At 67.2% G+C, this 23484-nt stretch carries 17 protein-coding genes; 3 read left to right on the top strand and 14 right to left on the bottom strand.

Annotated elements, in window-relative coordinates:
• Positions 1–34 precede the first annotated feature (34 nt).
• Both DM450_RS18300 and DM450_RS18295 read right to left on the bottom strand, forming a co-directional pair.
• Entirely contained in the window at positions 35–1279 is a 1245-nt protein-coding gene (locus DM450_RS18300; protein WP_142637229.1) for an FAD-dependent monooxygenase, read from the bottom strand.
• A complete protein-coding gene (locus tag DM450_RS18295) occupies positions 1276–3072 on the bottom strand; it encodes an alkaline phosphatase family protein (RefSeq protein WP_312846155.1) in 1797 nt (598 codons plus the stop codon). Before DM450_RS18295 ends, DM450_RS18300 begins: the two co-directional genes overlap by 4 nt.
• On the opposite strand from DM450_RS18295, the gene DM450_RS18290 reads away from it, so the two are divergent.
• The gene (locus DM450_RS18290; protein ID WP_142637226.1) at positions 3071–5134 is read left to right on the top strand and encodes a protein-disulfide reductase DsbD family protein; all 2064 of its coding nucleotides are present in this window, start codon (positions 3071–3073) and stop codon (positions 5132–5134) included. The genes DM450_RS18295 and DM450_RS18290 overlap by 2 nt on opposite strands.
• A gap of 2 nt (positions 5135–5136) precedes the next feature.
• Here DM450_RS18290 and DM450_RS25910 read toward each other — a convergent pair whose 3' ends face one another.
• The 11 genes from DM450_RS25910 to DM450_RS18240 all read right to left on the bottom strand — a co-directional run bounded on the left by DM450_RS25910 (position 5137) and on the right by DM450_RS18240 (position 19846).
• Positions 5137–5292, bottom strand: coding sequence for a hypothetical protein (locus tag DM450_RS25910; protein WP_185928650.1), 156 nt, complete (start codon positions 5290–5292; stop codon positions 5137–5139).
• 65 nt (positions 5293–5357) lie between these two features.
• Positions 5358–7445, bottom strand: coding sequence for an MGH1-like glycoside hydrolase domain-containing protein (locus DM450_RS18285; protein WP_142637224.1), 2088 nt, complete (start codon positions 7443–7445; stop codon positions 5358–5360).
• A 161-nt stretch (positions 7446–7606) separates the two neighbouring features.
• On the bottom strand, positions 7607–10441 hold the full coding sequence (locus DM450_RS18280; RefSeq protein WP_142637222.1) for a TonB-dependent receptor: 2835 nt from the start codon (positions 10439–10441) through the stop codon (positions 7607–7609).
• Between the two features lie 238 nt (positions 10442–10679).
• The gene (locus DM450_RS18275) at positions 10680–12101 is read right to left on the bottom strand and encodes a family 43 glycosylhydrolase (protein WP_142637220.1); all 1422 of its coding nucleotides are present in this window, start codon (positions 12099–12101) and stop codon (positions 10680–10682) included.
• Between the two features lie 99 nt (positions 12102–12200).
• Positions 12201–13217: an arabinan endo-1,5-alpha-L-arabinosidase gene (locus DM450_RS18270; protein ID WP_142637218.1), complete on the bottom strand. Its 1017-nt coding sequence runs from the start codon at positions 13215–13217 to the stop codon at positions 12201–12203.
• A gap of 2 nt (positions 13218–13219) precedes the next feature.
• Positions 13220–13852, bottom strand: a complete 633-nt coding sequence (locus DM450_RS18265) for a 2-dehydro-3-deoxy-6-phosphogalactonate aldolase (protein WP_142637216.1) — start codon at positions 13850–13852, stop codon at positions 13220–13222.
• Positions 13849–14733, bottom strand: a complete 885-nt coding sequence (locus tag DM450_RS18260) for a 2-dehydro-3-deoxygalactonokinase (protein WP_142637214.1) — start codon at positions 14731–14733, stop codon at positions 13849–13851. The genes DM450_RS18265 and DM450_RS18260 overlap by 4 nt, the downstream gene beginning before the upstream one ends.
• Positions 14730–16295, bottom strand: coding sequence for an alpha-N-arabinofuranosidase (locus tag DM450_RS18255; RefSeq protein WP_142637212.1), 1566 nt, complete (start codon positions 16293–16295; stop codon positions 14730–14732). The genes DM450_RS18260 and DM450_RS18255 overlap by 4 nt, the downstream gene beginning before the upstream one ends.
• Before the next feature lie 22 nt (positions 16296–16317).
• The gene (locus DM450_RS18250; protein WP_142637210.1) at positions 16318–17244 is read right to left on the bottom strand and encodes a Gfo/Idh/MocA family protein; all 927 of its coding nucleotides are present in this window, start codon (positions 17242–17244) and stop codon (positions 16318–16320) included.
• Between the two features lie 3 nt (positions 17245–17247).
• On the bottom strand, positions 17248–18252 hold the full coding sequence (gene araD1 / locus DM450_RS18245; protein WP_142637208.1) for an AraD1 family protein: 1005 nt from the start codon (positions 18250–18252) through the stop codon (positions 17248–17250).
• 67 nt (positions 18253–18319) lie between these two features.
• Positions 18320–19846 carry an aldehyde dehydrogenase (NADP(+)) gene (locus DM450_RS18240; protein WP_142637206.1) on the bottom strand — a complete coding sequence of 509 codons (1527 nt, stop codon included), beginning with the start codon at positions 19844–19846 and terminating at the stop codon, positions 18320–18322.
• Between the two features lie 130 nt (positions 19847–19976).
• Here DM450_RS18240 and DM450_RS18235 point away from each other — a divergent pair, with 130 nt between their 5' ends.
• Positions 19977–20726 (top strand): FadR/GntR family transcriptional regulator, encoded by a 750-nt coding sequence (locus DM450_RS18235; RefSeq protein WP_142637204.1) that lies wholly within the window; start codon positions 19977–19979, stop codon positions 20724–20726.
• 81 nt (positions 20727–20807) lie between these two features.
• Here the strand turns inward: DM450_RS18235 and DM450_RS18230 are convergent, their stop codons facing one another.
• Entirely contained in the window at positions 20808–22130 is a 1323-nt protein-coding gene (locus tag DM450_RS18230) for a sugar MFS transporter (protein ID WP_142637202.1), read from the bottom strand.
• 194 nt (positions 22131–22324) lie between these two features.
• Between DM450_RS18230 and DM450_RS18225 the strand changes: the two genes are divergently transcribed.
• Positions 22325–23467 carry an aldose epimerase family protein gene (locus tag DM450_RS18225; protein WP_409529366.1) on the top strand — a complete coding sequence of 381 codons (1143 nt, stop codon included), beginning with the start codon at positions 22325–22327 and terminating at the stop codon, positions 23465–23467.
• Positions 23468–23484: the final 17 nt, after the last annotated feature.

The raw sequence follows: 23484 nt of genomic DNA, 5'->3' as shown, positions 1-23484 counted from the left end.
TACAAAGGGCGCCCGTCGGCGCCCTTTTTTCCTGTCAGCCCTGCAGCAGTTCCGGCAGCGAGCCCGACATGCCCCGCGCCTCGTCCATGAAGAAGCGCTTGAGCGTGGGCAGGCGTTGTACCGCCCCCATGCCAAGCCGCCGCACCGCGCTGGGCAGACGGCCGGGCACCCCGAACAGCCGGGTCAGGCCATCGGTGACCGACATGACCATGAAGGAATCGAGGCTGCGCCACTTCTCGTACCGCTTGAGCAGTTCCATGTCGCCCGGCTCAAGGCCCAGACGCATGCCCTCGCGCAGCACTTCGACGAGGGCGCCGACGTCGCGCAGGCCAAGGTTGAGGCCCTGCCCGGCAATCGGGTGCATCCCGTGCGCGGCATCGCCGATCACCGCGAGACGCTCGTCGATGACATGGCCGGCATGGTGGAAGCGCAGCGGATAGCTCATGCGCGGGGCCGAGAGCGAGATCGTGCCGAGCACCCCGTGCATGCGGCGCTCCACCTCGTTCACGAACATCGCATCGCTCATGGCGATGACACCGGCGGCATCCTTTTCCGACACCGTCCAGACCAGCGCGCTGCGGTGGCGGCCTTCGGCATCGTCCAGCAGCGGCAGCAGCGCGAAGGGCCCGGCCGGGTAGAAGATTTCCCAGGCGGTATTGCCGTGGGGCTTCTCGTGGAACAGCCCGGCGACCATCGCGCGGTGCTTGTAGTCCCACTTGGCGAGCGCAAAACCGGCCTCGTCCCGGGTGGGCGACTGGCGGCCTTCGGCGGCGACCAGCAGGCTGGCCTTGAGCACGCGCCCGTCGCTCAGTTCCACGTCCACGCCGTGCGGGCCGCGATCGCGGCGCACCGCCTCGGTCTTCACGTGCCAGGCGATGCTGGGCTCATCCTTCGCCGCATCGAACAGCGCGAGGCGCAAGTCGCGGTTGGCGAACATGCGCCCCAGCGTGCCCTCGTCGGGCTTGGGGGTGAAATCGATCCGGCCGGGCTTCATCCCGTCGGTGACGGCAATGGAATCGATCGGGCAACCGAGCCCGCTGAGCGCGGGCGCGAGGCCGATCTTCCCGAACAGGTTCCAGCTGGCGGTCGAGATCGCCGAGGCGCGGCCGTCCGCGCCCTCGGCGGTAAGGTCCGCCGGATCGGCGCGGTCGATCACGTGGCTGGTGATCCCCGCCTTGGCAGCAGCCAGCGCCAGCGTCATGCCGACGAGACCGCCGCCGAGGATAATCAGGTCGCGGCGATCCGCCGCTATATCGAGCCTTGCTGCCGAGTCGTTCATCGACGGCAGCTATCGGCCTCCGCCGCGTCGATGTCGAGACACCTTCCGTCCCAAGTGCCCGCAGGTGCGGACAAACCGACCGTCGCGGCAAGGGTGGGCGCGATGTCCACGGTCTCCACCGGGTTCGGCTGTTCGAAGCCGGTCATGCCCTTGCGCCAGAACAGCATCGGCACGCGGCGGTCGTAGTCCCACGGGCTGCCGTGCGAGGCGACCTTGAACGGCGCCGCCTTGCCGGGCACCACGCCGCGCACGGTCAGCATCTGCACTTCGCCCGAGCGGCCCGGCACGAACGAGGCGCGGACCTTCTGCTCCATCGTCCAGTCCTGCGGATGGCCCTTGGGTTCGGGCCACTGCATGATCTGGTCCTGCGTGTAGACCTCGGCAATCTGCGGATTGGCCTTCAGACGGGCGACCAGCGCCGGGATCACCTTGGCCTTCTGTTCCGGCGTCAGTTCGGCGGAGAGCCAGACGCTGCCCGCCTCGCCCGCGCCGTAGAACAGCGGGCCGTTCTTCACGGTAACGCCGGTATCCTGCGAGACGGCGGCGGCCAGCGCCTTGGCGCTGAGCGCGGGATCGATGCGCACGGCATCGGGATTGCCGCGAAGCTGCTGGCGCTCGGGCGCATCGAAGCCGCCATGGTCGGCGCTGAGCACGACTTCGTAGTCGATGCCGCGCGCATCCAGCTGGTCGAACAGATAACCCAGCGCTTCGTCCAGCACGTTCATCTGCACGCACATTTCCACGCCCTCGGTGCCGAAGGCATGGCCGACCTTGTCGGTCGCCGAGAAGCTGACCGAGAGCACGTCCGGCACCGCGTCCTTGCCCATGCCCAGTTCGTCCACCATGCGCACCGCCATCTCGGCCGTCGCGGTGTCGATGCGCGGGCCGTTGACGTAGCTCTTGTAGTCGCCTGCGGTCGCGGGGAAGCGCCAGGTGCCGATGGTGAAGTTGCCGATCGGCGTCGCCCGGTCGACCCTGCCGCACCAGCCCGGAACCGCCAGCGGGCCGTCACCGGCAGCGATGCGGCGGGCGAGGTCGGCGTTTTCCGCCTCCGCCGCCTTGGAAATCCGGCGCCCCGCGAAAGTCGTGAAGCCCTTGTCGCCGATCCAGTAGACGGCGTCGGTATCGTGCCCGCTCATCATCACCGCGGCGCGGTCCTTGGCGGAGACGGCGGCATTGATGGTCTTGGGATTGGCCTTCTTCATCAGGTCGCCCAGCGTGGGGGCGAGCAGGTGCTTGGGGCTCACCACCGGAACGTCCGGCGTGGACCTGGGGTCGCTCTCGTCCTCGACGCAGTAGACTTCCTTGTCCGCGCGGCCGATGCCGGGGACGTACCAGGAATTCGCAGTGATGCCGGTGCGCGCGGGATGGACGCCGGTCAGCAGGGTCGAGTGGCCGGGGCAGGTCTCGGTCGCGGCGTGCGACTGGAAGCCCTGGGCATAGACCCCGCCTTGCAGCAGGCGGGTGAAGCCCTTGGTGAAGTGCTGGCGGTACTGCGCAAAGAGGTCGGCGGAGAACTGGTCGACCGAGATCGCCACGATCAGCCTGGGCGCATCCTGCGGCACCTGCTCGGTCACGGCGGGCATGGCAAGACTGGGGGCAATGGTCGCGCCGGGCGCATCCTTCGCCATGGCGGGCGGGGCGGCGGCAAGAGCCATGGCCATCGAGGCCAGCGAGGCGGAGAGAAAGCGCATCGAGGGGTCTTCCTTGAAATCTGGAGGCGTTGGGCGCAGATGCTGGTTGGACCGGATCACCGGCTCAACGCAACCCTCGGCAACTCGTGGGAGATTCATGAAAAAGCGCCGCTATCGCCTCTCCGTGACACTCCTGTGTCAATTGCTGGCGCTTGTCCTGATGCCCATCGCCGTTCGCGCGCAGACCGGGGCCCCGCCGCATATCGCCGCCCAGCTGGTCGCCGCCCCCGCCGCGCCGGGCAGCGAGGCCATGGTGGCCATCCACATGACCCCCGAGAAGGGCTGGCACGGCTACTGGTCGAACCCCGGCGATGCCGGGCTCGGCATGGAGCTGGACTGGACGCTGCCGAAGGGCGCGAAGGCGGGAACCCCGCGCTATCCGGTGCCGCAGACGCTGGTGGTCTCGGGCCTGATGAACCACGTGTTCGAACATGACTACGCCGTGCTGGTGCCGATCACCGTGCCCGCCGACGCCGCGCCGGGAAGCCGCCTGCCGATCCGCCTTGCCGCGCAGTGGCTGGCCTGCACCGAGCAGATCTGCGTGCCCGAGCGCGCCGAGCTTGCCGTGGAACTGCCCCTCGTCGCCGCCGCCCCTGCGCCCGATGCGCGCTTTGCCGAATGGACGCGCCGCCTGCCCGCGCCGCTGGACGCCAGCGCCACGTTTGCGCTGGATAGCAAGGCGCTGCACCTCGCCATCCCCCTGCCCGCCACCACGCCGCTGGCCTCGCCGCATGTCTTCCTGGGCGAGGACAAGCTGGTCGACTATGCCGCGAGGCAGACTTTCGCGTGGAATGGCGACAGGCTGATCGTCACCATCCCCCGCGCCAGGATCGACGCACGCGATGCCTCCGCGCTGACCGGCGTGCTGCGGCTGGACGGCGACGGCAACGGCATCGCCTTTTCCGCCCGGCCCGGCGCCGTGCCGACCGGCGGCACACCGCTGGCCGGCGATACCGCTTCAACGCCAGCCCTTGCTCCGTTGCCCCTCCTGCTGCTGGCCGCGCTGGCGGGCGGGCTGCTGCTCAATGTGATGCCTTGCGTTTTCCCGATCCTCAGCCTCAAGGCGCTGAGCCTCGCCCGCGCGGGCGAGAGCGAGGCCCATGCCCGGATCGAGGGGCTGGCCTATGCCGCAGGCGTCGTCACCGCCTGCCTCGCCCTCGGCGGGGTGCTGCTGGCGCTGCGCGCCGGCGGTCAGGAAGTGGGCTGGGCCTTCCAGTTGCAGGAGCCGCTGGTCGTGATCGCCCTGCTGCTGCTGGCCGCCGCGATCACTGCCAACCTGCTGGGCCTGTTCGAGCTGACGGTGCCGGGCTTCGTCTCGGGCGGATCCCCCTCCAGCTTCACGCGCGGCGCGTTCGTCACCGGCCTGCTGGCGGCGTTTGTGGCAACGCCCTGCACCGGCCCGTTCATGGCGAGCGCCATGGGCGCGGCGCTGCTGCTGCCGGTGCTGCCCGCGATGGCGCTGTTCGCGGCGCTGGGCGTGGGCATCGCGCTGCCCTTCCTCGCCATCGCCTTCATTCCGCCGCTGCGCCGCCGCATGCCGCGCCCCGGCGCCTGGATGGTGACGTTCCGCCGCTGGCTGGCGGTGCCGATGGGCCTCACCGCGCTGGCGCTCGCCTGGCTGACGTGGAAGGTCGGCGGGCCGTGGTTCGCGGGCGAGGCCCTGCTTGGCCTCGCGCTGGTCATGGCGGCGCTCTTCGTGATGGGGCGCACCCAGCGCAAGGGCGGCTCTGCACGGCCAGCGGCAGCGATTGCGCTGGCCGTGGCGGTCTTCGCGCTTGTTGTCCTGCCCCCGCCGATGCCGCCTGCCGCGAGCGTCGACTCCATCCTCGGCGCCAGACCCTTCAGCGAAACGGCACTGGCCGATGCGCGCGCCGCCGGGAAGCCGGTCTTCGTGTGGATGACCGCCGACTGGTGCCTGTCCTGCAAGGTGAACGAGGAAGTCGCCATCGAGCGCACCGAAACCAAGGCCGCCTTCGACAAGGCCGGGGTCGTGGTCCTGCGCGGAGACTGGACCCGCCGCGACCCCGCGATCACCCGCTATCTCACCGCCCAGGGCGCGGCCGGCGTGCCGCTTTACGTCTGGTACGGAAGGGACGGCAAGGCAGTGCAACTGCCGCAAGTGCTGACCAGCGACCTTCTCGCCCGCCAGGCCGGGGGCTGAGCCTACTGCATTTCCTGCTTCAGCAGCCCCATGAACAGAACCGCGCAGACCAGATGGAGCGAGGCGATCCCTGCCAGCCAGCCCGGCATCAGCAGGGACAAGTCCACATAGGCCGATGCCCCGGCGACAAGCGATGCAAGAGGATAACCATGCGACATGGCCTCATATGCGCGCAATCGCGGTTAATTCCGCCTTCAAGCCTGGGGTTTACGCGTAAGTAAGGTTAAATTTTTCCACCTGCGAAGGCCTTGATCTCGGCCAGGCGGATCGCCTTGCCCCCGGCCGGCGTCATCGTCACCCGCAGGCGTTCTGCCTTGACGGGCGTCCAGACGAGCCGCGTCACGCCATTGGCCAGCGGCGCCGCCGTCGGCGCGGCGACCTGCTGCCAGCGGCCGCCCGCCCAGACCTCGACCACCAGCTTGCGCGGCGCGGCAAACTTCGCGCCGTCGGCAAAGAAGGCGAGTTCGGTGCTGCCGAGCGTGACCGGCTTGCCGAAGTCCACCGCGTACCACTGGTCGGTCCTGCCAGCAGCGGAATCCCAGCCATTGGGAAGCTCGGGATAGAACCAGGCGCGGCCATCGATGGCATCGTGCAGGTTCTCCGCCCCGGTGCCGGACGAGGCCGCGGCCTTGGGGAAAGTGCCGCGCACCAGTTGCACCGCAAGGTTCGTCTCCCGCACGATCGGCGCGTTGGCCTTGCGGGCAAGCGGCACTTCCACGCGGCCAAGGTCGTCGCGGTGGGCCACTTCTGCGCCGTCGACGGAAACCGTCAGGCCCTTGCGGCCATAACGCTTGCCGTCGGCGTCCCAGGTCACCGAAACCGCGTGGCCGTGATAGGGCACGCGTTCGATGTGGAACCAGGCCAGCGCCTGCGCGTCGCCGGCGGCAGGCAGCAGTGGATTGACCTCCAGCACGTCGTCCGCACGCGGGCGGATGCCGACAAGGCCGGTCAGGATCAGGTCGTTGTAGCCCGAGTGGAAGTAGTGATGGCTGCGGTCCAGCCCGACGATCGGCTTGCCGGTCTCCGGATCGTAGTCCTCTTCCAGATCGAGCCTGCCGCCCTGATAGTGCAGCTGCGTGTACTGGCGCAGCAGGCGCATGTAGTCGCTGCGGGTGACCGGACCGTGGTCGTCATAGTGATCGAGCAGGTTGCCCATCGCCGCCAGCACCTGCGTCGTCTGGTAAGGCCAGATCGGGCCGTTCCACTGACACTCGCGCGCATCGCCGAGGTAGCGATACTGGCGCATGTAATATTCGTAGCTCTTCTCGACCGTGCGCATGCCCGCCTTGCCGGCCAGCGCATCGGGGGCGAGCAGGTGCGACCAGGCCGAGGCGTACCGAGCCTCATCCGGCACGAGGTCGAACATCCAGGGCAGGTAGCCGACCAGCTCGCGATTGCGGATCGGCTCCCAGTATTTCACGAAAGGGTTGCTGACCTGATAGCGGTCGGTGAAATGGCCGAGCTTCGGGTTCCACAAGTCCTGCAGGACATGCGCACGCAGCGCCTCGGCCCGCGCGGCGTATTCCTGCGCCATTGCGGCGTCACCGGCCAGTTCCGCCATCTTCGCCAGCGCGCGGGCATTGGCGAACATGTAGCTGTTGATCGAGGGACGGAAAGCATCGCCGCCCCGGAACCCGTCCTTGCCGCCCGATGCGTCGATCGAGGAGACGGTATACTCGGTCGCGTCCAGCAGCGGTTCGACGAAGTAGAGGCCCTTGGCGAAGTCGAACTTCTCGTCCCACAGCCGGTAGACATGGCGCATCGTCCCGAGGTGGGCGAGCAGCGCCTGCCTGTCGCCGTCAACGAGGTAACGGCCCCAGACCGAATCGGCCATGTAGTCGGTGAAGTGGCGGTCGTTGCCGCCTTCGTACATGAAATTGATGTAGTCGTCGGTGAACCGGCGGTCGTTCAGCCAGCGCCCTTCGGCGATGTGGAAGCCGCTGGCGTCGTTGAGGCTGGCGAAAGGCTCGCGCTGCCAGCCCACGTCGTCGGCGAATTCGGTGGTGATGTAGCCTTGCGCGCCAAGGTCGCGCTGGTGGGCGCGGAACAGGCCCCAGCGGTAGTAATAGACCGCATCGATCTTCGGATCGGCGCTTTCGAAGAAGGGAATGCGCGCCTCGTACCAGGCCGCGTCCATGCCGAAGCGGGCCCTGGCAATGGCGGCGATGTCGAGCTTCGGGGCCGCGCGCCCGGCAACCACAGAGGGCGTGGAAACAGCGGCGGCCAGGCTGGTGGGCGGGCTTGCTGGCGGACTGGCCGCCGTGGCCAGAAGCGCCGCGGTGGCAAGGATCCTGCGTAGGTTTCCGCGCATCGTTACCCCTTCATGGTCTGGCGAGCGACTGGCAACATTCATCGTGCAAAAACAAGAGCGGCCGGTTCCCGGGGCGTGTTGGGAGAGAAATCCCCGGGAACCGGCCGCTGGTGGCAGGCTGCAACGCGAATGGCGATCCGCTGCGGCCTGCCGGTATCAGATCAGAACTTGAAGCGAACGCCCGCCGCGAAGGTGCGGTCGATCAGCAGCGTGCTCGAGTTCATCGTCACCGGGCCGCCGGCCGTGTCGTACTTGTAGTAGTTCTGCTGCTTCGCCTTGGTGAGGTTCACCGCGTCGAAGGTCAGGCCGATGTCGTCGGTGATGTTGTAGGTGAGCTGGAAGTCCAGGCTCTTCTCGGGCTTGCGCCACATGCCGATCGGGTTGGCGAAGGCCCGCGCCTCGTTGTTGTTGAGGAAGCCCTTGCGCCAGACATAGGACAGACGCGCACCGACCGGGCCGCGCTGGTAGGCCAGCGTGGCGTTGTAGGAGAACTTCGACACCGCGAAGAACGCCGACTTGGTATAGGTGGTGTTCCCCTGCGCATCGACTTCGGGGATCGTCTGTTCCGAATCGAGGATCGTCGCGCTGCCCTGGAAGCCCAGACCGTCGAGGATGCTGGGCAGGTAGGTCGGGAAGTAGGTCAGGCCGATTTCCACGCCCTTGAGCACGCCGTCCGATGCGTTGGTCGGGCGGGTGACCTGGAAGTAGTCGGTCGCGGTGCTGCCCTCGATCGTGTTGTTGGGGATGTATTCCAGCGTGGTGAGCGGCACCACCAGCCCCTTGATCTCGCGGCGGAAGCCGGTGACGAAGATCGCGCTGTTGCGCTCGAAGTACCACTCGATCGCAAGGTCGTAGTTCTTCGAGGTGGTCGCCTTCAGGTTGGCGTTGCCCGCGCTGCCGGTACCGAAACCGAGGCCCGAAAGGTCGCCGGTGAGCGAGACGTTCGGGTTGAGGTCGCCGAAGGCCGGACGGCGCAGCGTCTCACCGTAGTTGAAGCGGATGCGCAGGTTCGGCGTGATCTCGTAACGCGCCGTGAAGCTGGGCAGCAGCTTGGCCTCGCCGGTCGACACGCCGGTACGGGCGAAGCCGTTGTACCGATCGAAATAGTTGTAGTCGGTATCGATCGTGACGAGGCGCGCGCCGCCCTCGATCATCAGCGGACGGCCGAAGATGTCGATCTGGCCGTCAGCCATCACGTAGCCAGCCAGCGTCACTTCGTTGATGTCGAACACGCGGCCGAACGACATCTGGTCGGACAGCAGCAGGTTCGGGTTCACCGCCTGATAGAGCGAACGGATGGCATCGGCGTTCTTGTAGAGCGCCGGGCCGTTGGCGAGCACCCAGCTGGTCGGCACATCGGCGCGGCCGTCGAAGAAGCCGCTGTTGGTGAAGGTGTAATCGTCACCCAGCGAGGCCAGCGTGCCGCCCAGAGCGCCCGCGCTCTGTTCCCGCACGAAAGTGCTGGCGCTGCGGTTGTCGTAGCGGAAGCCCGCCTTGATGCGGCGCAGGAAACCTTCGTCCCACTCGTAATAACCGTCGAGCTGGAAGGTCCAGGCGCTGCCCTTGCTCTTGTTGCCATTGTCGAACAGGTCGCCGACCGTCCAGGCATTGGCATCGGTCAGCACTTCGGGCGTGCCGAAGCTGTAGGACGGGATGCCGCCGCCGGCGTTGAAGTCGACGTCGAGATCCAGCGGACCGCGGTTGGTGCGCATCGCGAAGAACGAGGTTTCGTTCTTGCTGTCCTGATAGGCGAGGTCGGCGGTGATCTTGCCGCGCGCACCCACGTCCCAGGCCGCGTTCAGGGCGTAGACATAGCTGTCGGTCTTGTTGGTCGCATAGTCGGCGCTGTTGAAGCCGGCCACATCGCCCATCGTGCGCGACTTGATGATGTTGGTGCCGTCGTAAAGCTCGAAGGTCGAGCCCGGATCGCTGCCGAGATCGCCCCACCAGTCGGCATAGCTGAACATCATCGAGTTGAAGGTCGTGCCGCGGAAGCCGGTGTAATAGAACTCGGCGGTGTAGGTCGAACGGTCGTTCGGTGCCCACTGGAAGGCCGCGTTGATCGAGGGACGCTCACGCTTGCCATAGAGGTCGGAGCTGATGACCGCGTCGCGCGAGAGGTAGTAGGGCACCTCGACGCCGTCGATGTTCAGCGTCGAACCCGGGGTGGTGGGCAGGCCCGCGTTCAGGCCCGGGGTCCAGTAGGGGTTGTCCGGGTCGGTGCGCGGGAAGATGCGCTGGAGCGGCGTCAGCCAGGTGCCCGAAGGGGGATTTTCGGTGGCGAACGGCACCAGCGCGCCGGCCTGCACGTTCTGGTTGCGATACTTGGCGCGGGTGTAGCTGCCGTTGATCAGGAAGCCCATCTCGCCGATGCCGGTTTCCCAGCGATCGCTGACCAGCAGCGCCACGTTGGGATTAAACTTGTCGGCCAGTTCGCTGTAGACGCCGCGCGCGAGGCCCGAGATCGTGAAACCGTCGAAGTCGAACGGACGGCGCGTGGCGACGTCGATCTGGCCGGCGAGGCCGAATTCGAGCTGGTCGGCCGAACGCGTCTTGTAGACGTCGATCTTGCGCACGAGGTTCGAGGAAATGTCCTGCAGCGCGAACGAGGTACCCGCAGCGGTGAAGATGTTGCGGCCGTTCCAGGTGGTGACGGGATCGGACAGGCCGCGGATCGTGATCGTGCCGGTTTCACCGCCCGCACGGTCGGTCACCTGGATGCCGGTCACGCGCTGGAGCGCCTCGACGACGTTGTTGTCGGGAAGCTTGCCGACGTCTTCGGCCACGATCGAATCGACGATCTGGATGTTGTTCTTGCGGCTGTTGAGCGCGCCGACGATCGAGGCGCGCACGCCGGTCACGATGATGTCTTCGGTGCTGGGCGCAGCGGCATCGTCGGCAACGGCCTGCGGTGCGGTGTCCTGCGCCTGGGCAACGCTGGCGAGGCCGAGCGCGAGAACGGATGCCGTGCAGAAAGCAAATGGCTTGAGCGCCATGGATCAACCCTCCCATGTGGGGCTGGCCCATACCATGCCCCTTAGATTACTCAGACTAATTATTAGTCGGACTAATCTCACGCAAGCGGAAAAGCAAAAACGCTGCAAAAATGATGAAATAAGTGTGGCACATTTAACGCACATGGCCCTGGGCGACCACGGAAAAGCCCCGCCCGGCAGCTGCCGGGCGGGGCTCTCGTTTGCTTCTGGTCTGAGTTTATGACGCGCTTTCAGCGCGTCAGTCGACCTTCCAGGCGCTCGCGACATCCTGGCCCGGCGCCAGCCGCAGACCGTCCGGTGCCACTGTCAGGGCCTTGGCCGGATCGCTCGCCGAAACGAATCGCACCGCGCCCCCGCCTGCCGTCACGCGGCGGAACTTCTGCCCCGGCGCGGCCGAGCGCGGCGCCACGGCCACGCCGCCATCGTCCGTCGCCGTCAGGCAATGATCGGACAGCAGGATCGGCGAAAGCGTCACCGTGCCCGCACCCGCATCCTCCACGCGGAACTGGGTCTGCGGCAGTGCCACCCTGGCGCTGGTCATGCGGGTGCCCTCGTGCGCCATGTAGGTGCCCGGGCGGGCGACCGAGACGAAGCGGTCCGGCATCGCGCCATTGCCCACCGGCACGCCGAAATCGGGCATGCCCTTGTCGTCGAAATAGAGGCGCTGGACGCGGGTGTGGCGGTCCGGGTTGAACAGCGGATCGCCCTGGATCGCCTCGTAGTCGCGGCCATGGTAGACCAGCAGCGGACGGCCCTGCTCGTCTTCGGTGAAGCTGTTGTGGCCGGGGCCGTAGACCGAGGTTTCGCGGCAGGTCACGAAGACCGGCTCGGGCGACTTGGTCCAGGCCTTGGCGTCCATCAGGTTCGCCTCGGCATCGATCGACAGCAGCCCGAGGCAATAGCGCGCGTCGGTGGCGCTGGCCGAATAGGTCATGAACAGCTTGCCGGCGTGCTCGATCACCGCCGGGGCCTCGTTGACCTTGTAGCCGCGGATTTCCCAGTCGAGCGTCGGCACCGAAAGCCGCGTCGGCGCGGCCGAGAGCGTCAGCGCGTCCTTCATCGGCGCGATGTAGAGGTTCGAGTTGGTCTCGATGCCCGGCTCACGCTGCGCCCACGAGAAGTAGCGCACGCCGCGGTGGATGAAGCTGGTCGAATCGAGGTTGAAGCTGTCCCAGGGCGCCTTGAACTCGCCCAGAACGCTCCAGTTGCCGGTCATCGGGTCGGGACCGTCGCAGACCACGGCAAACGTGCGGATGCGGAACACGTCCTCGCCGCCGCCGCTGGGGCCAGCCGCGAAGTACATGACCCAGCGGTTGTCGATCAGGTGCAGTTCGGGCGCCCAGAGGAAGCCGGACATCGGGCCGGTCTTCTCATGGCGCCACAGCACACGTTCCTCGGCGGTGGCAAGGCCGGCGACGGTCTTCGAACGGCGCAGCACGAGGCGGTCGTACTCGGGCACCGAGCCGGTCAGGTAATAGTTGCCGTCGTGATGACGGAAGACCTGCGCGTCGGCGCGCTGGCGGACCAGCGGATTGACGGGGACCGGCGTTGCCGAGGGCGCCGCGCTCGGTCCGAGCGCGCCCTTTCCGGCAGAGGTGCAGGCCATCGGCAGCAGCGCGGCTCCGGCAGCAAAGGCGCGGCGCGAAAGGGGAAAATTCATGACGGTCCTCTTCCGTTATCGGGTTTGTTTCTGGTGTCCCGGATCGCTCCGGGGAAAAGGACACCCCGGCGCAGGGGCCGGGGTGTCAGCTGGTGGGTCTCAGTATTGCGCCGTAGGCCAGCCGTCGGCGCCCCAGACGATCGGCGCGATGCGCAGCGTCGGGCGGCCTTCGGCTTCCTTGTCGTAGGCGTGGTAGGCGAGGTAGGTCGTGCCGTCCTTGTCGGTGAAGGCGCCCGCGTGGCCGGGGCCGCGGAAGCGCTGCTTCTCCTCCAGATCGGCGCGCAGCAGGATGGTGCCGCCGCCCTGCATCATGTCGCTGCCGTCCTTGCCCTTGTAGGGGCCGGTGATCTTCTTCGAACGCGAGACGACCGTGTAATAGGTGCTGTTCACGCCCTTGCAGCAATAGTCGTAGCTGGCGATCAGGTAATACCAGCCGCCGTGCGGGATGATGAACGGCGCCTCGATCGGGGCGGGACCGCCGGCAGGGGCCGGACGGCGGGCGATCGCATAGGGTTCGGTGCCCGGCGCGACCTTGCCGGTCTTCGGATCGAGCGGGAACAGCTTGATGCCCGACCAGAAGCTGCCAAGGACAAGCCACTGGCGCCCCTGATCGTCAGCCACGAAGTTCGGGTCGATGGCGTTGAAGTCATCGTCCTTCGTGGACATGACGACCAGCCCCTGATCCTTCCAGCCATACCCCTTGGCCCTGGGATCGAGCGTCTTGCTGGTCGCAAGACCGATCGCCGAGCGGTTCGAGCCGAACGTCGAGACCGAGTAATAGAGCCGGTATTCGCCGTTCACATAGGAAATGTCCGGCGCCCAGATGCCCTCGGTGCCGGGCACCGCCTGCTTCGCCCATGCCGGAATCTCGGCAAAGACGACGCCTGCGTCCTTCCAGCTCTTGAGGTCCTTCGAGGTCTTGATGCCGACATAGCGGCCCACGGTGGAGAAGACGTAGTAGGTGTCGCCCTCGCGGATGATGACCGGATCGTGGACCACGAGGTCGCCGGTCATCTGCGAATTGAGCGTCGGCGCTCCGTCCGTCTGTTGCGCGCCGACACTGCCGGTCAGGCCCAGCGCGGCGAGACCGAGCAGGAACGAAAACTTGCGGATCATGCTCAGCCCCCGGCTGCGTTCCACGCGGCGACCAGTTCGGCCGCCTTGGCGCCAACCGTCGCGGCATCGAAGCCGGGCTTGTAGAGGCTGCCACCGACGCCGATGCCATAGACGCCCGCCGCGCGGTATTCCGCGACATTGGCAGCGCCCACGCCGCCCACCGCCCAGACGCGGCTGGTCTTGGGCAGCACTTCGCGGATCGCCTTGATGTAGCCGCTGCCCAGCACCGAGCCGGGGAACAGCTTGAGGTCGCGGGCGCCTGCCGCCACGGCGGCGAACGCTTCGGTCGGGGTCAGGAAGCCGGGCAGGACGTCCATGCCCAGTTCGATCGAGCGCGTGATGACGGCGGGATCGACATTGGGCGAGACCATGAACGTGCCGCCCACGCCCGCCAGCGTTTCGGCAAGGTCGGTGCCGATCACGGTGCCGCCGCCGATGGCCGCGCGGTCGCCCAGCGCCTCGACCATGGCGCCGATCGAGCCGGCCGGATCGGGCGAGTTGAACGGCACCTCGATGATGCGCACGCCGGCTTCCACCAGCGCCTCGCCGATGGCGACCGCCTCATGGGTCTGGATGCCGCGCAGGATCGCCACAACGGGTGCATGGCCTGCGGCCAGAACGTCTTCGATCTTCATGCCTTCTGTCCTTTCGCGATGGCGAGCCCGGCGAGAACCGCCGCATCGCCATCGATCTTGCGCGAGGTGCAGCCACGGGCCGCCAGCGCGCGATCATAAAGCGCCACAAGCGCCTGGTCGCCGATCAGCACCACCGAAATGCCTTCCGGCACTTGCGCGGCGACTTCGCCGCCGATCAGCAGGCCGGAGATATAGCCGCGCGACCAGTCTTTCGAGCGCCCATCGAGCATCCGCGCGGCGCGGGCTTCGAACAGGGCGCCGGTCAGCGGTTCCTCGCAGCGTTCGGTGCCGCGGGCAAACCCGTCGTCGAACGTGCCCTCACCCGGTGTATCCGGCCCGGTCAGCGTCGACTGGCCCGCCAGCAGCGCATAGAGTTCGCCGGTCGGGTGGGTGCGGAAGCCGACGATCGTGCCGTTGACCACCGAGACCCACTTGCAATGGGTGCCGGGCAGCGCGATCAGGTGTTCGCCCTGGCCAAGTTCGGGATGGAGCGCGAGGGCGCCGAAGACTTGCGCCTCCTCGCCCCGCATCACTTCGGGCACGCCCTCGGAATCCGTGCAGCTCAGCCCCGGCAGCACCGAGACCGGGATCCCCGCCACTTCGAGCCGGGTGCGCGAGGACAGCCAGTGGGCGGCGTCCGCCGGGCAGGCCGCATAGCCTGCCGCGACGAGCGCGCCCGGCGCACCGGCCATGCCGCACAGCACGACTTCGGACAAAGCACCTTCCGCCTTCCAGACGTCCAGCCTTTCGGCCAGCGCGCCCTCGGCATCACCGGCGAGCGCGCCCGGCCCATCGAGCCGGGCGTCGACATCGCCGCCATCCATACGGAACAGCCGCAGGCGCGTGGTGCCCCAGTCTCCGACGACGTGCTTCACGCTCATTGCAGTTCGAGCACCACGACCGACTTGGCCGGCAGGGTGACGACAAGCTGGCCGCCCTGGACGCTCGCGCCCGAGAACGCCTCCGGCTTCACCACGCCAGGTGCGTCGAAGGTGTTGTGCGAATTGATCGCCGGGGCCGTCAGGATCTTGCCGGTGACACCGCCGGCCGCGACGCCGTCGAGCTTGATCGTCACGGTGTTGGACTGGTTCGGATCGAGGTTCGACAGGCCGACATGGATCTTGCCGTCCTTGCCCTTCACCGCCGAGCCGCTGATCGCGGGCATCGTGAACTGGTCCTTCGAATACCACGGCGACTTGATCTCGATCGGCAGCACCGTCGCGTCCTGCCACGGCTTGTACATGTCGAAGACCCAGTAAGTCGGCGTCAGCACCATCTTGTTGCCGTCGGTCAGGATCATCGCCTGCAGCACGTTCACCATCTGGGCGATGGCGGTCATGCGCACGCGGTCGGCATGCTTGGCGAAGATGTCGAGGTTGATCGAGGCGATCAGCGCATCGCGCAGGGTGTTCTGCTGGCGCAGGAAGCCGGGATGCGTGCCCGGATCCTGGGCATACCACGAACCCCACTCGTCGACCGCGAGGAAGACCTTCTTCTCGGGATCGTACTTGTCCATGATCGCCGAGTGCCTGGTGATCAGCTCGTCCATCCGGCGCGCTTCGTTCAGCGTATCGGCCCAGCCGTGCTCGTCGAAGTTGACCGGATCGGCCTTGGGCGGCCAGCCGCCTTCGGGCAGGGTGTAGTAGTGGAGCGAGAGGCCGTCGACGTTGCCGCCGGCGACGCGCATCATCGTCTCGGTCCAGTTGTAGTCGTCGACGTTGGCGCCCGAGGCGACCTTGATGATCCGGGTGCCCGCAGGCGCCTTCACGAAGGTCGCATAGCGGCGCGTCTCGTCCGCCGCGAACTCGGGGCGCATGTTGCCGCCGCAGCCCCACAGCTCGTTGCCGACGCCGAAGTAGGCGACCTTCCACGGCTCCTTGTGGCCGTTCTTGGCGCGTTCGTCGGCCAGCGAGCCGGCAGGCGCGGTCATGTATTCGACCCATTCGGCCATTTCGCGCGGGGTGCCGTCACCGACGTTGCCGGCGATATAGGCTTCCGCGCCGACCTGGCGGAGCAGTTCGAAGAATTCGTGGGTGCCCACCGCGTTGGGTTCGGTCACGCCGCCCCAGTGGGTGTTGACCTTGACCGGGCGCTTGGCAGGCGCGCCGATGCCTTCACGCCAGTGGTATTCGTCGGCAAAGCAGCCGCCGGGCCAGCGGATCACCGGCACCTGCAGCTCGCGCAGCGCCGAGACGACGTCGTTGCGGAAACCGTTGGTGTTGGGGATCTTGCTGTTCTTGCCGACCCACAGGCCGCCGTAGATGCCCGTGCCGAGGTGCTCGGCGAACTGGGTGAAGACTTCCTTGTGGTAGACCGGGCCGGGCTTGTCGGCTGCGATCGTCGCGGTGGTCGGCTGGCCGTTGGTGTCGGCCTGTGCCGTGCCTGCGAGCGCGGTGGCGCTCAGCAGGACGACGGCGGTGGTGCGGCGGAGCGCCTTCAACATTTCTTGTCCTCTCCCGGAAATATCAGTCGTGGAATTCTTCGACCAGCGCACGCTTGCCGCGCAGGAAGGCGTCGGCCACCAGGCGCAGCGGCGCGATGTCGACATCGCTGCGGCCGCCCCGGATCAGGTTGGCGAAACGCGCGTAGAGGCCCGGATATTCCATGTCCTCGTTGTGCTCGGTGCCGCTGGGCAGGGTGAGCACGGCGCCGCCATTGGCGAGCTTGAGCGTTCCGGCATCGGTCTCGACAATGATGTCCCACGACTGCGGGCCGGTCTGGCGCCAGTCGAGGTCCATGTGGATCTCGGCCCCGGCGGTGTCGCGGAACTCGATGTCGGCGGCGATCGGTGCGGCGCGGTTGGCGGGCAGGCTGAGCGTCGCTTCCTTGAGGAAGAACGGGCGCGGCATGATGTGGGTGGCGATCGAGAGGGCATTGATGCCCGGATCGAACACGCCAAGGCCGCCCGGCTCCCAGATCCAGTCCTGACCCGGATGCCAGACGCGCACGTCCTCGCGCCAGACGATCCTGGCGCTCTTGATCGTGCGCTCGGCCAGCCAGGCACGGGCCGGAGCGACACCGGCGGCGTAGCGCGAGTGCCACGAGGCGAACAGGGTGACGCCCACCTTCTCGGCGCGGCTTTCCAGCGCGGCCACTTCGGCCAGCGTGGCGCCCGGCGGCTTTTCGAGGAACACGTGCATGCCCTTCGACAGCGCCAGCGCGGCCAGGTCGTAACGGACCTGCGGCGGGGTGCAGAGCGCCACCGCGTCGATCGCCGGGCCGCTCTCGATCAGCTCTTCAAGGCTGCTGAAGTGCGGGATGCCTTCGGGGCCGCGATGGTTCGGGCTGACCGTGGCGCCGATGCTGAAGTTCGGGTTGCCCTCGATCGCGGGGATGTGCTGGTCGCGGGCGATCTTGCCCACGCCAACGATGGCAATGCGGATCGGATCCATGGCTCAGAGCGCCTTCACGGTCATGGTCGCCGCGGCCGGGGCGGCAGCGCGGGCGAGCGGGTTGGCGACCGGCAGGGTGAACGGCGCGGCCGAGATTTCGAAGACGTCGCCTTCCTGCGTGGTCACGCCGTCGCTGAAGGAGAGCGTGGCGGTGCCGAAGAAGTGGACGTGCACGTCGCCGGCGCGGCGGAACAGGTCGTACTTGAAGTGGTGGTGCTCAAGGTTGGCGAAGGTGTGCGACATGTTCGCCTCGCCCGAGAGGAAGGGCTTTTCCCAGATCGTTTCGCCGTCGCGCACGATCTTGCTGGTGCCTTCGATCTTTTCCGGCGGGGTGCCGAGCAGCAGTTCCGGGCCAAGCGCGGCCTGGCGCAGCTTCGAGTGGGCGAGCCAGAGGTAGTTGTGACGCTCGGTCACGTGGTCCGAGAACTCGTTGGCGAGCGCGAGGCCGAGGCGGTACACGGTGCCGTCTTCGCCGACGAGGTAGATACCGGCGAGTTCCGGCTCTTCGCCGCCGTCCTTGGCGAACGCAGGCATGGTCAGCGCGTCGCCGGGGCCGACCAGCAGCTGGCCGTCGCCCTTGTAGAACCATTCCGGCTGCTGGCCTTCGGTGCCGTCGGCGGGCTTGCCGCCTTCGAGGCCCTCGAGGAACATGCGCATGGAATCGGTAACGTGCTCGCCCGAGGCGGCGGCGGCGTGCATCTTGTTGCGGCCTTCGGCCGAACCGAGGTGGGTGAGGCCGGTGCCGGTCAGCAGCAGGTGGGCGGAATCGTCGTGGTCGATCGGGGCCAGCAGGGTGCCGGCGGCGAATTCGGCGGCAATGTCGACCGCTTCGCCCGCGGCGCAAGCCTTGGCGGCCTCGGCCAGCGTCACACCCTCGGCAATGGCGCGCAGCGCGAGTTCGCGGGTGGTGGTGACGCCCTGCAGGACGTGGGCGGCATCGCCCTCGGCAAGGATGACGGAGCGCACGCCGTCGGGCGCGCGATGCTGGAGCAGGCGAAGGTAGGTCATGGAGATCTCTCCCGGATCCGCGGCGCGCCTTCTTGGGGGAGCGCGCCGCGGCAGTTGGGTTGGCAGATTAGAGGGTGAGCGTGCCGTCGATCAGGCGCGGCGCGCCGTCACCGTAGGCGGCGTCGCGCAGTTCCGCCGGAAGCAGGGCCTGTGCGAAGTTCTGGTAGCTGACCGGACGCAGGAAACGGTCGATCGCCAGGCTGCCGACCGACGTGGTGCGCGGGTCGGTGGTCGAGGGGAACGGGCCGCCGTGGACCATCGCGTGGCACACTTCGACGCCGGTCGGCCAACCGTTGACGAGGATACGGCCGACCTTGCGCTCCAGCACCGGCAGCAGGCGCGAAGCGGCGGCTTCGTCGGCTGCGTCCATGTGCAGGGTGGCGGTCAGCTGGCCTTCGAGGCCTTCGAGCAGGCCGGCGAGTTCGGCTTCGTCCTTGCAGACGACAACGATCGACGCGGCGCCGAACACTTCGTGACCGATCGCCTTGTCCGCGAGGAACTGGGCGGCCGTGGTCTGGAACAGGATCGCACCGCCGGTGGTCTTGCTGCCTTCCTCGCCCTTGGCGATGGTCTCGACGCCCGCGTTGCCTTCGAGCGCTTCGACGCCCTTGGCATAAGCGGCGGCGATGCCAGTGGTCAGCATGGTCTGCGGCTTGGCTTCGGCAACACCGCCGGTGGCGGCGGCGACAAAGGCGTCCAGACCTTCACCCTCGACGGCCAGGATCAGGCCGGGGTTGGTGCAGAACTGGCCGGCGCCCATCGTCAGCGAGCCGACGAACGCGGTGCCGAGCGCTTCACCGCGCGCCTTGAGCGCTTCGGGGAGCAGCAGCACCGGGTTGATGCTCGACATTTCGGCATAGACCGGGATCGGCACTTCGCGGGCCGCGGCCAGCTTGGCGAGGGCAAGACCGCCACCGCGCGAGCCGGTGAAGCCGACGGCAGCGATGCGCGGATCCTGGACCAGCGCGGCGCCGAGTTCGTTCGACGGGCCGACGAGGTGCTGGAACACGCCTTCGGGAAGGCCGGCATCCTTGACCGCCTTGGCGATCGCACCGGCAATCAGGCCGCCGGTGATCGGGTGGGCCGGGTGGCCCTTGACCACGACCGGGCAACCGGCGGCGAGCGCCGAAGCGGTGTCACCGCCCGCGGTCGAGAAGGCGAGCGGGAAGTTCGAGGCGCCAAACACGGCGACCGGGCCAACCGGGATCATGCGCAGGCGCAGGTCCGGACGGGGCAGCGGGGCGCGGTCCGGCAGGGCCGGATCGATGCGCAGCTGCTGCCACTGGCCCTTGCGCACGACATCGGCGAACAGGCGCAGCTGGCCCATGGTGCGGCCACGCTCACCTTCACCACGGCCGCGCGGCAGACCGCTCTCGGCCATGTAGGCCTCGATCAGCGGCTCACCGATGGCGAGGATCTCGTCGGCGATTCGCTCCAGGAACGAAGCGCGGGTTTCACGGTCGGTGGCGCGGTAGGTATCGAAGGCCGCGGCGGCTGCGGCGCAGGCGGCAGCGACATCGGCAGTGCCGTTCACGGCCAGCGGTTCACCCTGGGGTTCGCCGGTTGCGGCCACGATGGAACGGAATTCGGTCATTTGGGGTCTCCCTATTTACTCCGACATATTCCCAGCGAAGGCGAAACGCAATGTTTGTCGTTCCTTCGCGTTGAAAGGGCTGTTAGGTTCCTTTCGGGAGGTGCCATTACCAGTGTCAGAAGCCAATTTCGTGAACGAAGAAGAAAGTGCAAGGCCGGCCGACGAGGCCCGGGGTCCGGGCCGCCGCCTGCACGGCGCCATCGCCCATAAACTGGGAACGGCCATCTTGTCCGGCAAATATGCGCCCGGAGACATTCTTTCTGGTGAAGTCGCCTTCGCCGAGGAGTTACAGGTCTCGCGCAGCGCCTATCGCGAGGCCATTCAGGTGCTCACCGCGAAAGGTCTGGTGGCCAGCCGCCCCAAGGCCGGAACGCGGGTGCTGCCCCGTGACCGGTGGAATCTGCTCGACCCCGAAGTGCTCGGCTGGGCCTTTGCGGGCGAGCCGGACATCGAGTTCGTGCGCAGCCTGTTCGAACTGCGCGCCATCGTCGAACCCGCCGCTGCCCGCCTTGCCGCGCAGCGCCGCGACAAGGACGACCTCAAGGCGATGAAGGAAGCGCTGACGGCGATGCGCCGCCACACCCTCACCACCGAGGCCGGACGGGCGGCGGACCGCGATTTCCACAATGCGATCCTGCAGGCGACGCGCAACGACGCGCTGCTGGTGCTCAGCGCCTCGATCGGCGCGGCGGTGAACTGGACCACCCAGTTCAAGCAGCGCGCCCGCGCCCTGCCCCGCAACCCGATCCCCGACCACGTGCGCGTCTACGACGCCATTGCCGCCGGCGATGCGGCGGGGGCGGCCGAGGCGATGAACGTGCTGGTCGACCTGGCGCTCGAGGATACCCGCACCGCAATGGGGCAGCCGGACGGGGCGTGACCGCCCCTCCTAAAGACGCATAAGAAAAGGCCCCGGCGATCGCTCGCCGGGGCCTTTTTTGTTATGGCTCGAAGCCCGGGGTTACTCGGCTGCTTCGACAACCAGATCCGGCTCCGCATGCGTGGTCTTGCTGCCCCAGAGCGCATAGAACAGCACATAGAGTTCGCAGATCGCGGTCAGCAGGAACGAGGTCTGGAGACCGTAGGTATCGGCCAGCCAGCCCTGCACCACCACCAGCGCGCCGCCGGCAATCGCCATCACGAGCAGGCCCGAGGCTTCCTCGGTCAGCGGGCCAAGGCCCTTGATGCCGAGCGTGAAGATGGTCGGGAACATGATCGAGTGGAACAGGCCGACGAGGATCAGCGACCACATGGCGAGCGGGCCATGCGCAAAGACGGTGATCATCATGACCGCGAAGGCGCCGATCGAGAAGAACGCCAGAACCTTGCCCGCATCGAAGCGCTGCATGATCGCCGAGCCCGCGAAACGGCCAACCATCATGCCGCCCCACAGGAAGCTGAGGTACTTGCCGGCCTGCTCGTGCGTCAGGTTGGCGATGTCAGGCTGGCTGACGAAGTTCACGAAGAGGTTGGCGACGCCGATTTCCGCAATCAGGTAGATGAAGATCGCGGGAATGCCGAAGACCAGGTTGCGGTGCTTGAACAGCTCCGGATTGATCAGGCCCGAACGCTTCGCCTTGTCGGCGGGCGAGGCGGACTTCATCGCCGGCAGCGGGAACTTGGCGATGACGACGGCCAGGATCACCAGCACCACCGCAACGAGCGCGTAAGGCAGGATCACCGAGTGCGCGTCAGCCAGACGATCGGCCTCGCTCAGCACGGTTCCCGCAGTGGCCGTGCCGCTCTTCGAACGGCCGAGGATCAGGTAGGCGCCGAACATCGGGGCAAGCATGGTGCCCATCGAGTTGAGCGCCTGCACCAGATTGAGGCGCGAGGACGCGGTTTCCGGCTTGCCGACGACGGCGACGTAAGGGTTGGCGGCGACCTGCAGCAGGGTGATGCCGCTGGCGATCACGAAGAGCATCACCAGCGTCACGCCGTAGGACGGAATGCTCGCCGCGGCCATCATGCCCACGGCGCCGGCCGCCATGATCAGCAGGCCGATCACCAGCGACTTCTGGTAGCCGATCTTCTCGATCAGCTTCGCCGAGGGAATCGAGGCGAAGAAGTAGGCGATGAACCAGACCGATTCGATCAGCGTCGTCTGCGTGTAGCTGAGCTCGAACACGCTGCGCAGGTGCGGCAGCAGCGTGTTGTTGATGACGGTGATGAAGCCCCACATGAAGAAAAGGCTGGCAAGCAGCGCCAGCGCGGGGCCGTAGCGGACACCCGCCTGCGGCGTGTGCGCCACGGGGGCATCGGCAGATGATACCACTGGGGGCATGTCTATCCTCTCGTAACAAAGCTGCCGGACCGCGATTATCCAATCTGGGGCAAACCGGCTTGCGCTCTTTCTATTTGTCGGACTATATGCGCGAAACGGCCTCGTCAATGCCTTGTGCATGGGGCGACAGCCACGCCCACAACGAGATTCGTCCTCACACAGAAATCAAAATGGGAGCTACGGGAATGAGGATTCTGCGCAAGGCTTTTGTGACTTCGACCGCACTTTCTCTTGCCTGCGTAATTCCGGGTGCCGCTCTGGCTGCCGACGCTTCGCAGGCCCCTGCCGGCACGCTGTCGAACGGCAGCCCCGTCACCGCCGTGACGCTGAAGGCCGCCAACGGCGTTTCCGCCACGATCCTGAGCTTCGGCGCCACCTTGTGGAAGCTCGACGTGCCCGACCGCGACGGCAAGGTCGCCGACGTGCTGCTCGGCTATGACGACATCGCCAGCTACGAAAAGCGTCCGAACTACTGGGGCGCCACCATCGGCCGCTACGGCAACCGCATCGCGAACGGCCAGTTCAGCCTCGACGGCAAGACCTACCAGCTGCCCCAGAACGACCACGGCCAGTCGCTGCACGGCGGCGGCAAGGGCTGGGACGTGCAGAACTGGAAGGTGGAGCAGGTCAAGTCCGGCCCCGTCGCCACCGCCGTCTTCACGCTGGTCAGCCCGGACGGCGATTCGGGCTATCCCGGCACGGTGAAGACCAAGGTCACCTACTCGCTCGACGAGAAGGGCAACCTGCAGATCGTCTTCGAGGCGACCACCGACAAGCCCACGGTCATCAACATGACCAACCACGCCATCTTCAACATGGCCGGTGAAGGCAGCCCGCGCGACGCCATCCAGGACCTGCTGACGATCCCGGCAAGCCACTATACCCCGGTGAACGACAAGCTGATCCCGACCGGCGAACTGCGCGACGTGACCGGCACCGCGTTCGACTTCCGCAAGGCCACCGTCGTCGGCGAACGCATCCGCGACGGCAAGGACGAGCAGATCGTCATGGGCCGCGGCTACGACCACAACTTCGCGCTCGACAAGGGCGTGACCAAGACGCCGGAACTGGCCGCGCGTCTCGAAGATCCCGTTTCGGGCCGCGTCCTCGAACTGCTGACGACCGAACCGGGCGTCCAGTTCTATGCCGGCAACTTCCTCGATGGCACTTTCATCGGCAAGAACGGCCACCTCTATCGCATGGGCGACGGTATCGCGCTGGAACCGCAGAAGTTCCCGGATTCGCCGAACCACGCGAACTTCCCGTCCACCCGCGTCGATCCCGGCAAGCCCTACAAGCATGTCATGATCTACCGCGTCTCCACCTCTTCGCGCTGACAGAACGAAACGAACGC

Origin of the sequence: Sphingomonas sp. IC081 (assembly GCF_006874585.1) — a bacterium.
Lineage (GTDB): Bacteria > Pseudomonadota > Alphaproteobacteria > Sphingomonadales > Sphingomonadaceae > Novosphingobium.
This window is presented reverse-complemented; position numbering and strand designations above follow the sequence as displayed.

Excerpts from the sequence above, each read along its gene's own strand:
- DM450_RS18300 (WP_142637229.1), bottom strand. The coding sequence starts at position 1,279 with ATGAACGACTCGGCAGCAAGGCTCGATATAGCGGCGGATCGCCGCGAC.
- DM450_RS18290 (WP_142637226.1), top strand. The coding sequence starts at position 3,071 with ATGAAAAAGCGCCGCTATCGCCTCTCCGTGACACTCCTGTGTCAATTG.
- DM450_RS18295 (WP_312846155.1), bottom strand. The coding sequence starts at position 3,072 with ATGAATCTCCCACGAGTTGCCGAGGGTTGCGTTGAGCCGGTGATCCGG.
- DM450_RS25910 (WP_185928650.1), bottom strand. The coding sequence starts at position 5,292 with ATGTCGCATGGTTATCCTCTTGCATCGCTTGTCGCCGGGGCATCGGCC.
- DM450_RS18285 (WP_142637224.1), bottom strand. The coding sequence starts at position 7,445 with ATGCGCGGAAACCTACGCAGGATCCTTGCCACCGCGGCGCTTCTGGCC.
- DM450_RS18280 (WP_142637222.1), bottom strand. The coding sequence starts at position 10,441 with ATGGCGCTCAAGCCATTTGCTTTCTGCACGGCATCCGTTCTCGCGCTC.
- DM450_RS18275 (WP_142637220.1), bottom strand. The coding sequence starts at position 12,101 with ATGAATTTTCCCCTTTCGCGCCGCGCCTTTGCTGCCGGAGCCGCGCTG.
- DM450_RS18270 (WP_142637218.1), bottom strand. The coding sequence starts at position 13,217 with ATGATCCGCAAGTTTTCGTTCCTGCTCGGTCTCGCCGCGCTGGGCCTG.
- DM450_RS18265 (WP_142637216.1), bottom strand. The coding sequence starts at position 13,852 with ATGAAGATCGAAGACGTTCTGGCCGCAGGCCATGCACCCGTTGTGGCG.
- DM450_RS18260 (WP_142637214.1), bottom strand. The coding sequence starts at position 14,733 with ATGAGCGTGAAGCACGTCGTCGGAGACTGGGGCACCACGCGCCTGCGG.
- DM450_RS18255 (WP_142637212.1), bottom strand. The coding sequence starts at position 16,295 with ATGTTGAAGGCGCTCCGCCGCACCACCGCCGTCGTCCTGCTGAGCGCC.
- DM450_RS18250 (WP_142637210.1), bottom strand. The coding sequence starts at position 17,244 with ATGGATCCGATCCGCATTGCCATCGTTGGCGTGGGCAAGATCGCCCGC.
- araD1 (WP_142637208.1), bottom strand. The coding sequence starts at position 18,252 with ATGACCTACCTTCGCCTGCTCCAGCATCGCGCGCCCGACGGCGTGCGC.
- DM450_RS18240 (WP_142637206.1), bottom strand. The coding sequence starts at position 19,846 with ATGACCGAATTCCGTTCCATCGTGGCCGCAACCGGCGAACCCCAGGGT.
- DM450_RS18230 (WP_142637202.1), bottom strand. The coding sequence starts at position 22,130 with ATGCCCCCAGTGGTATCATCTGCCGATGCCCCCGTGGCGCACACGCCG.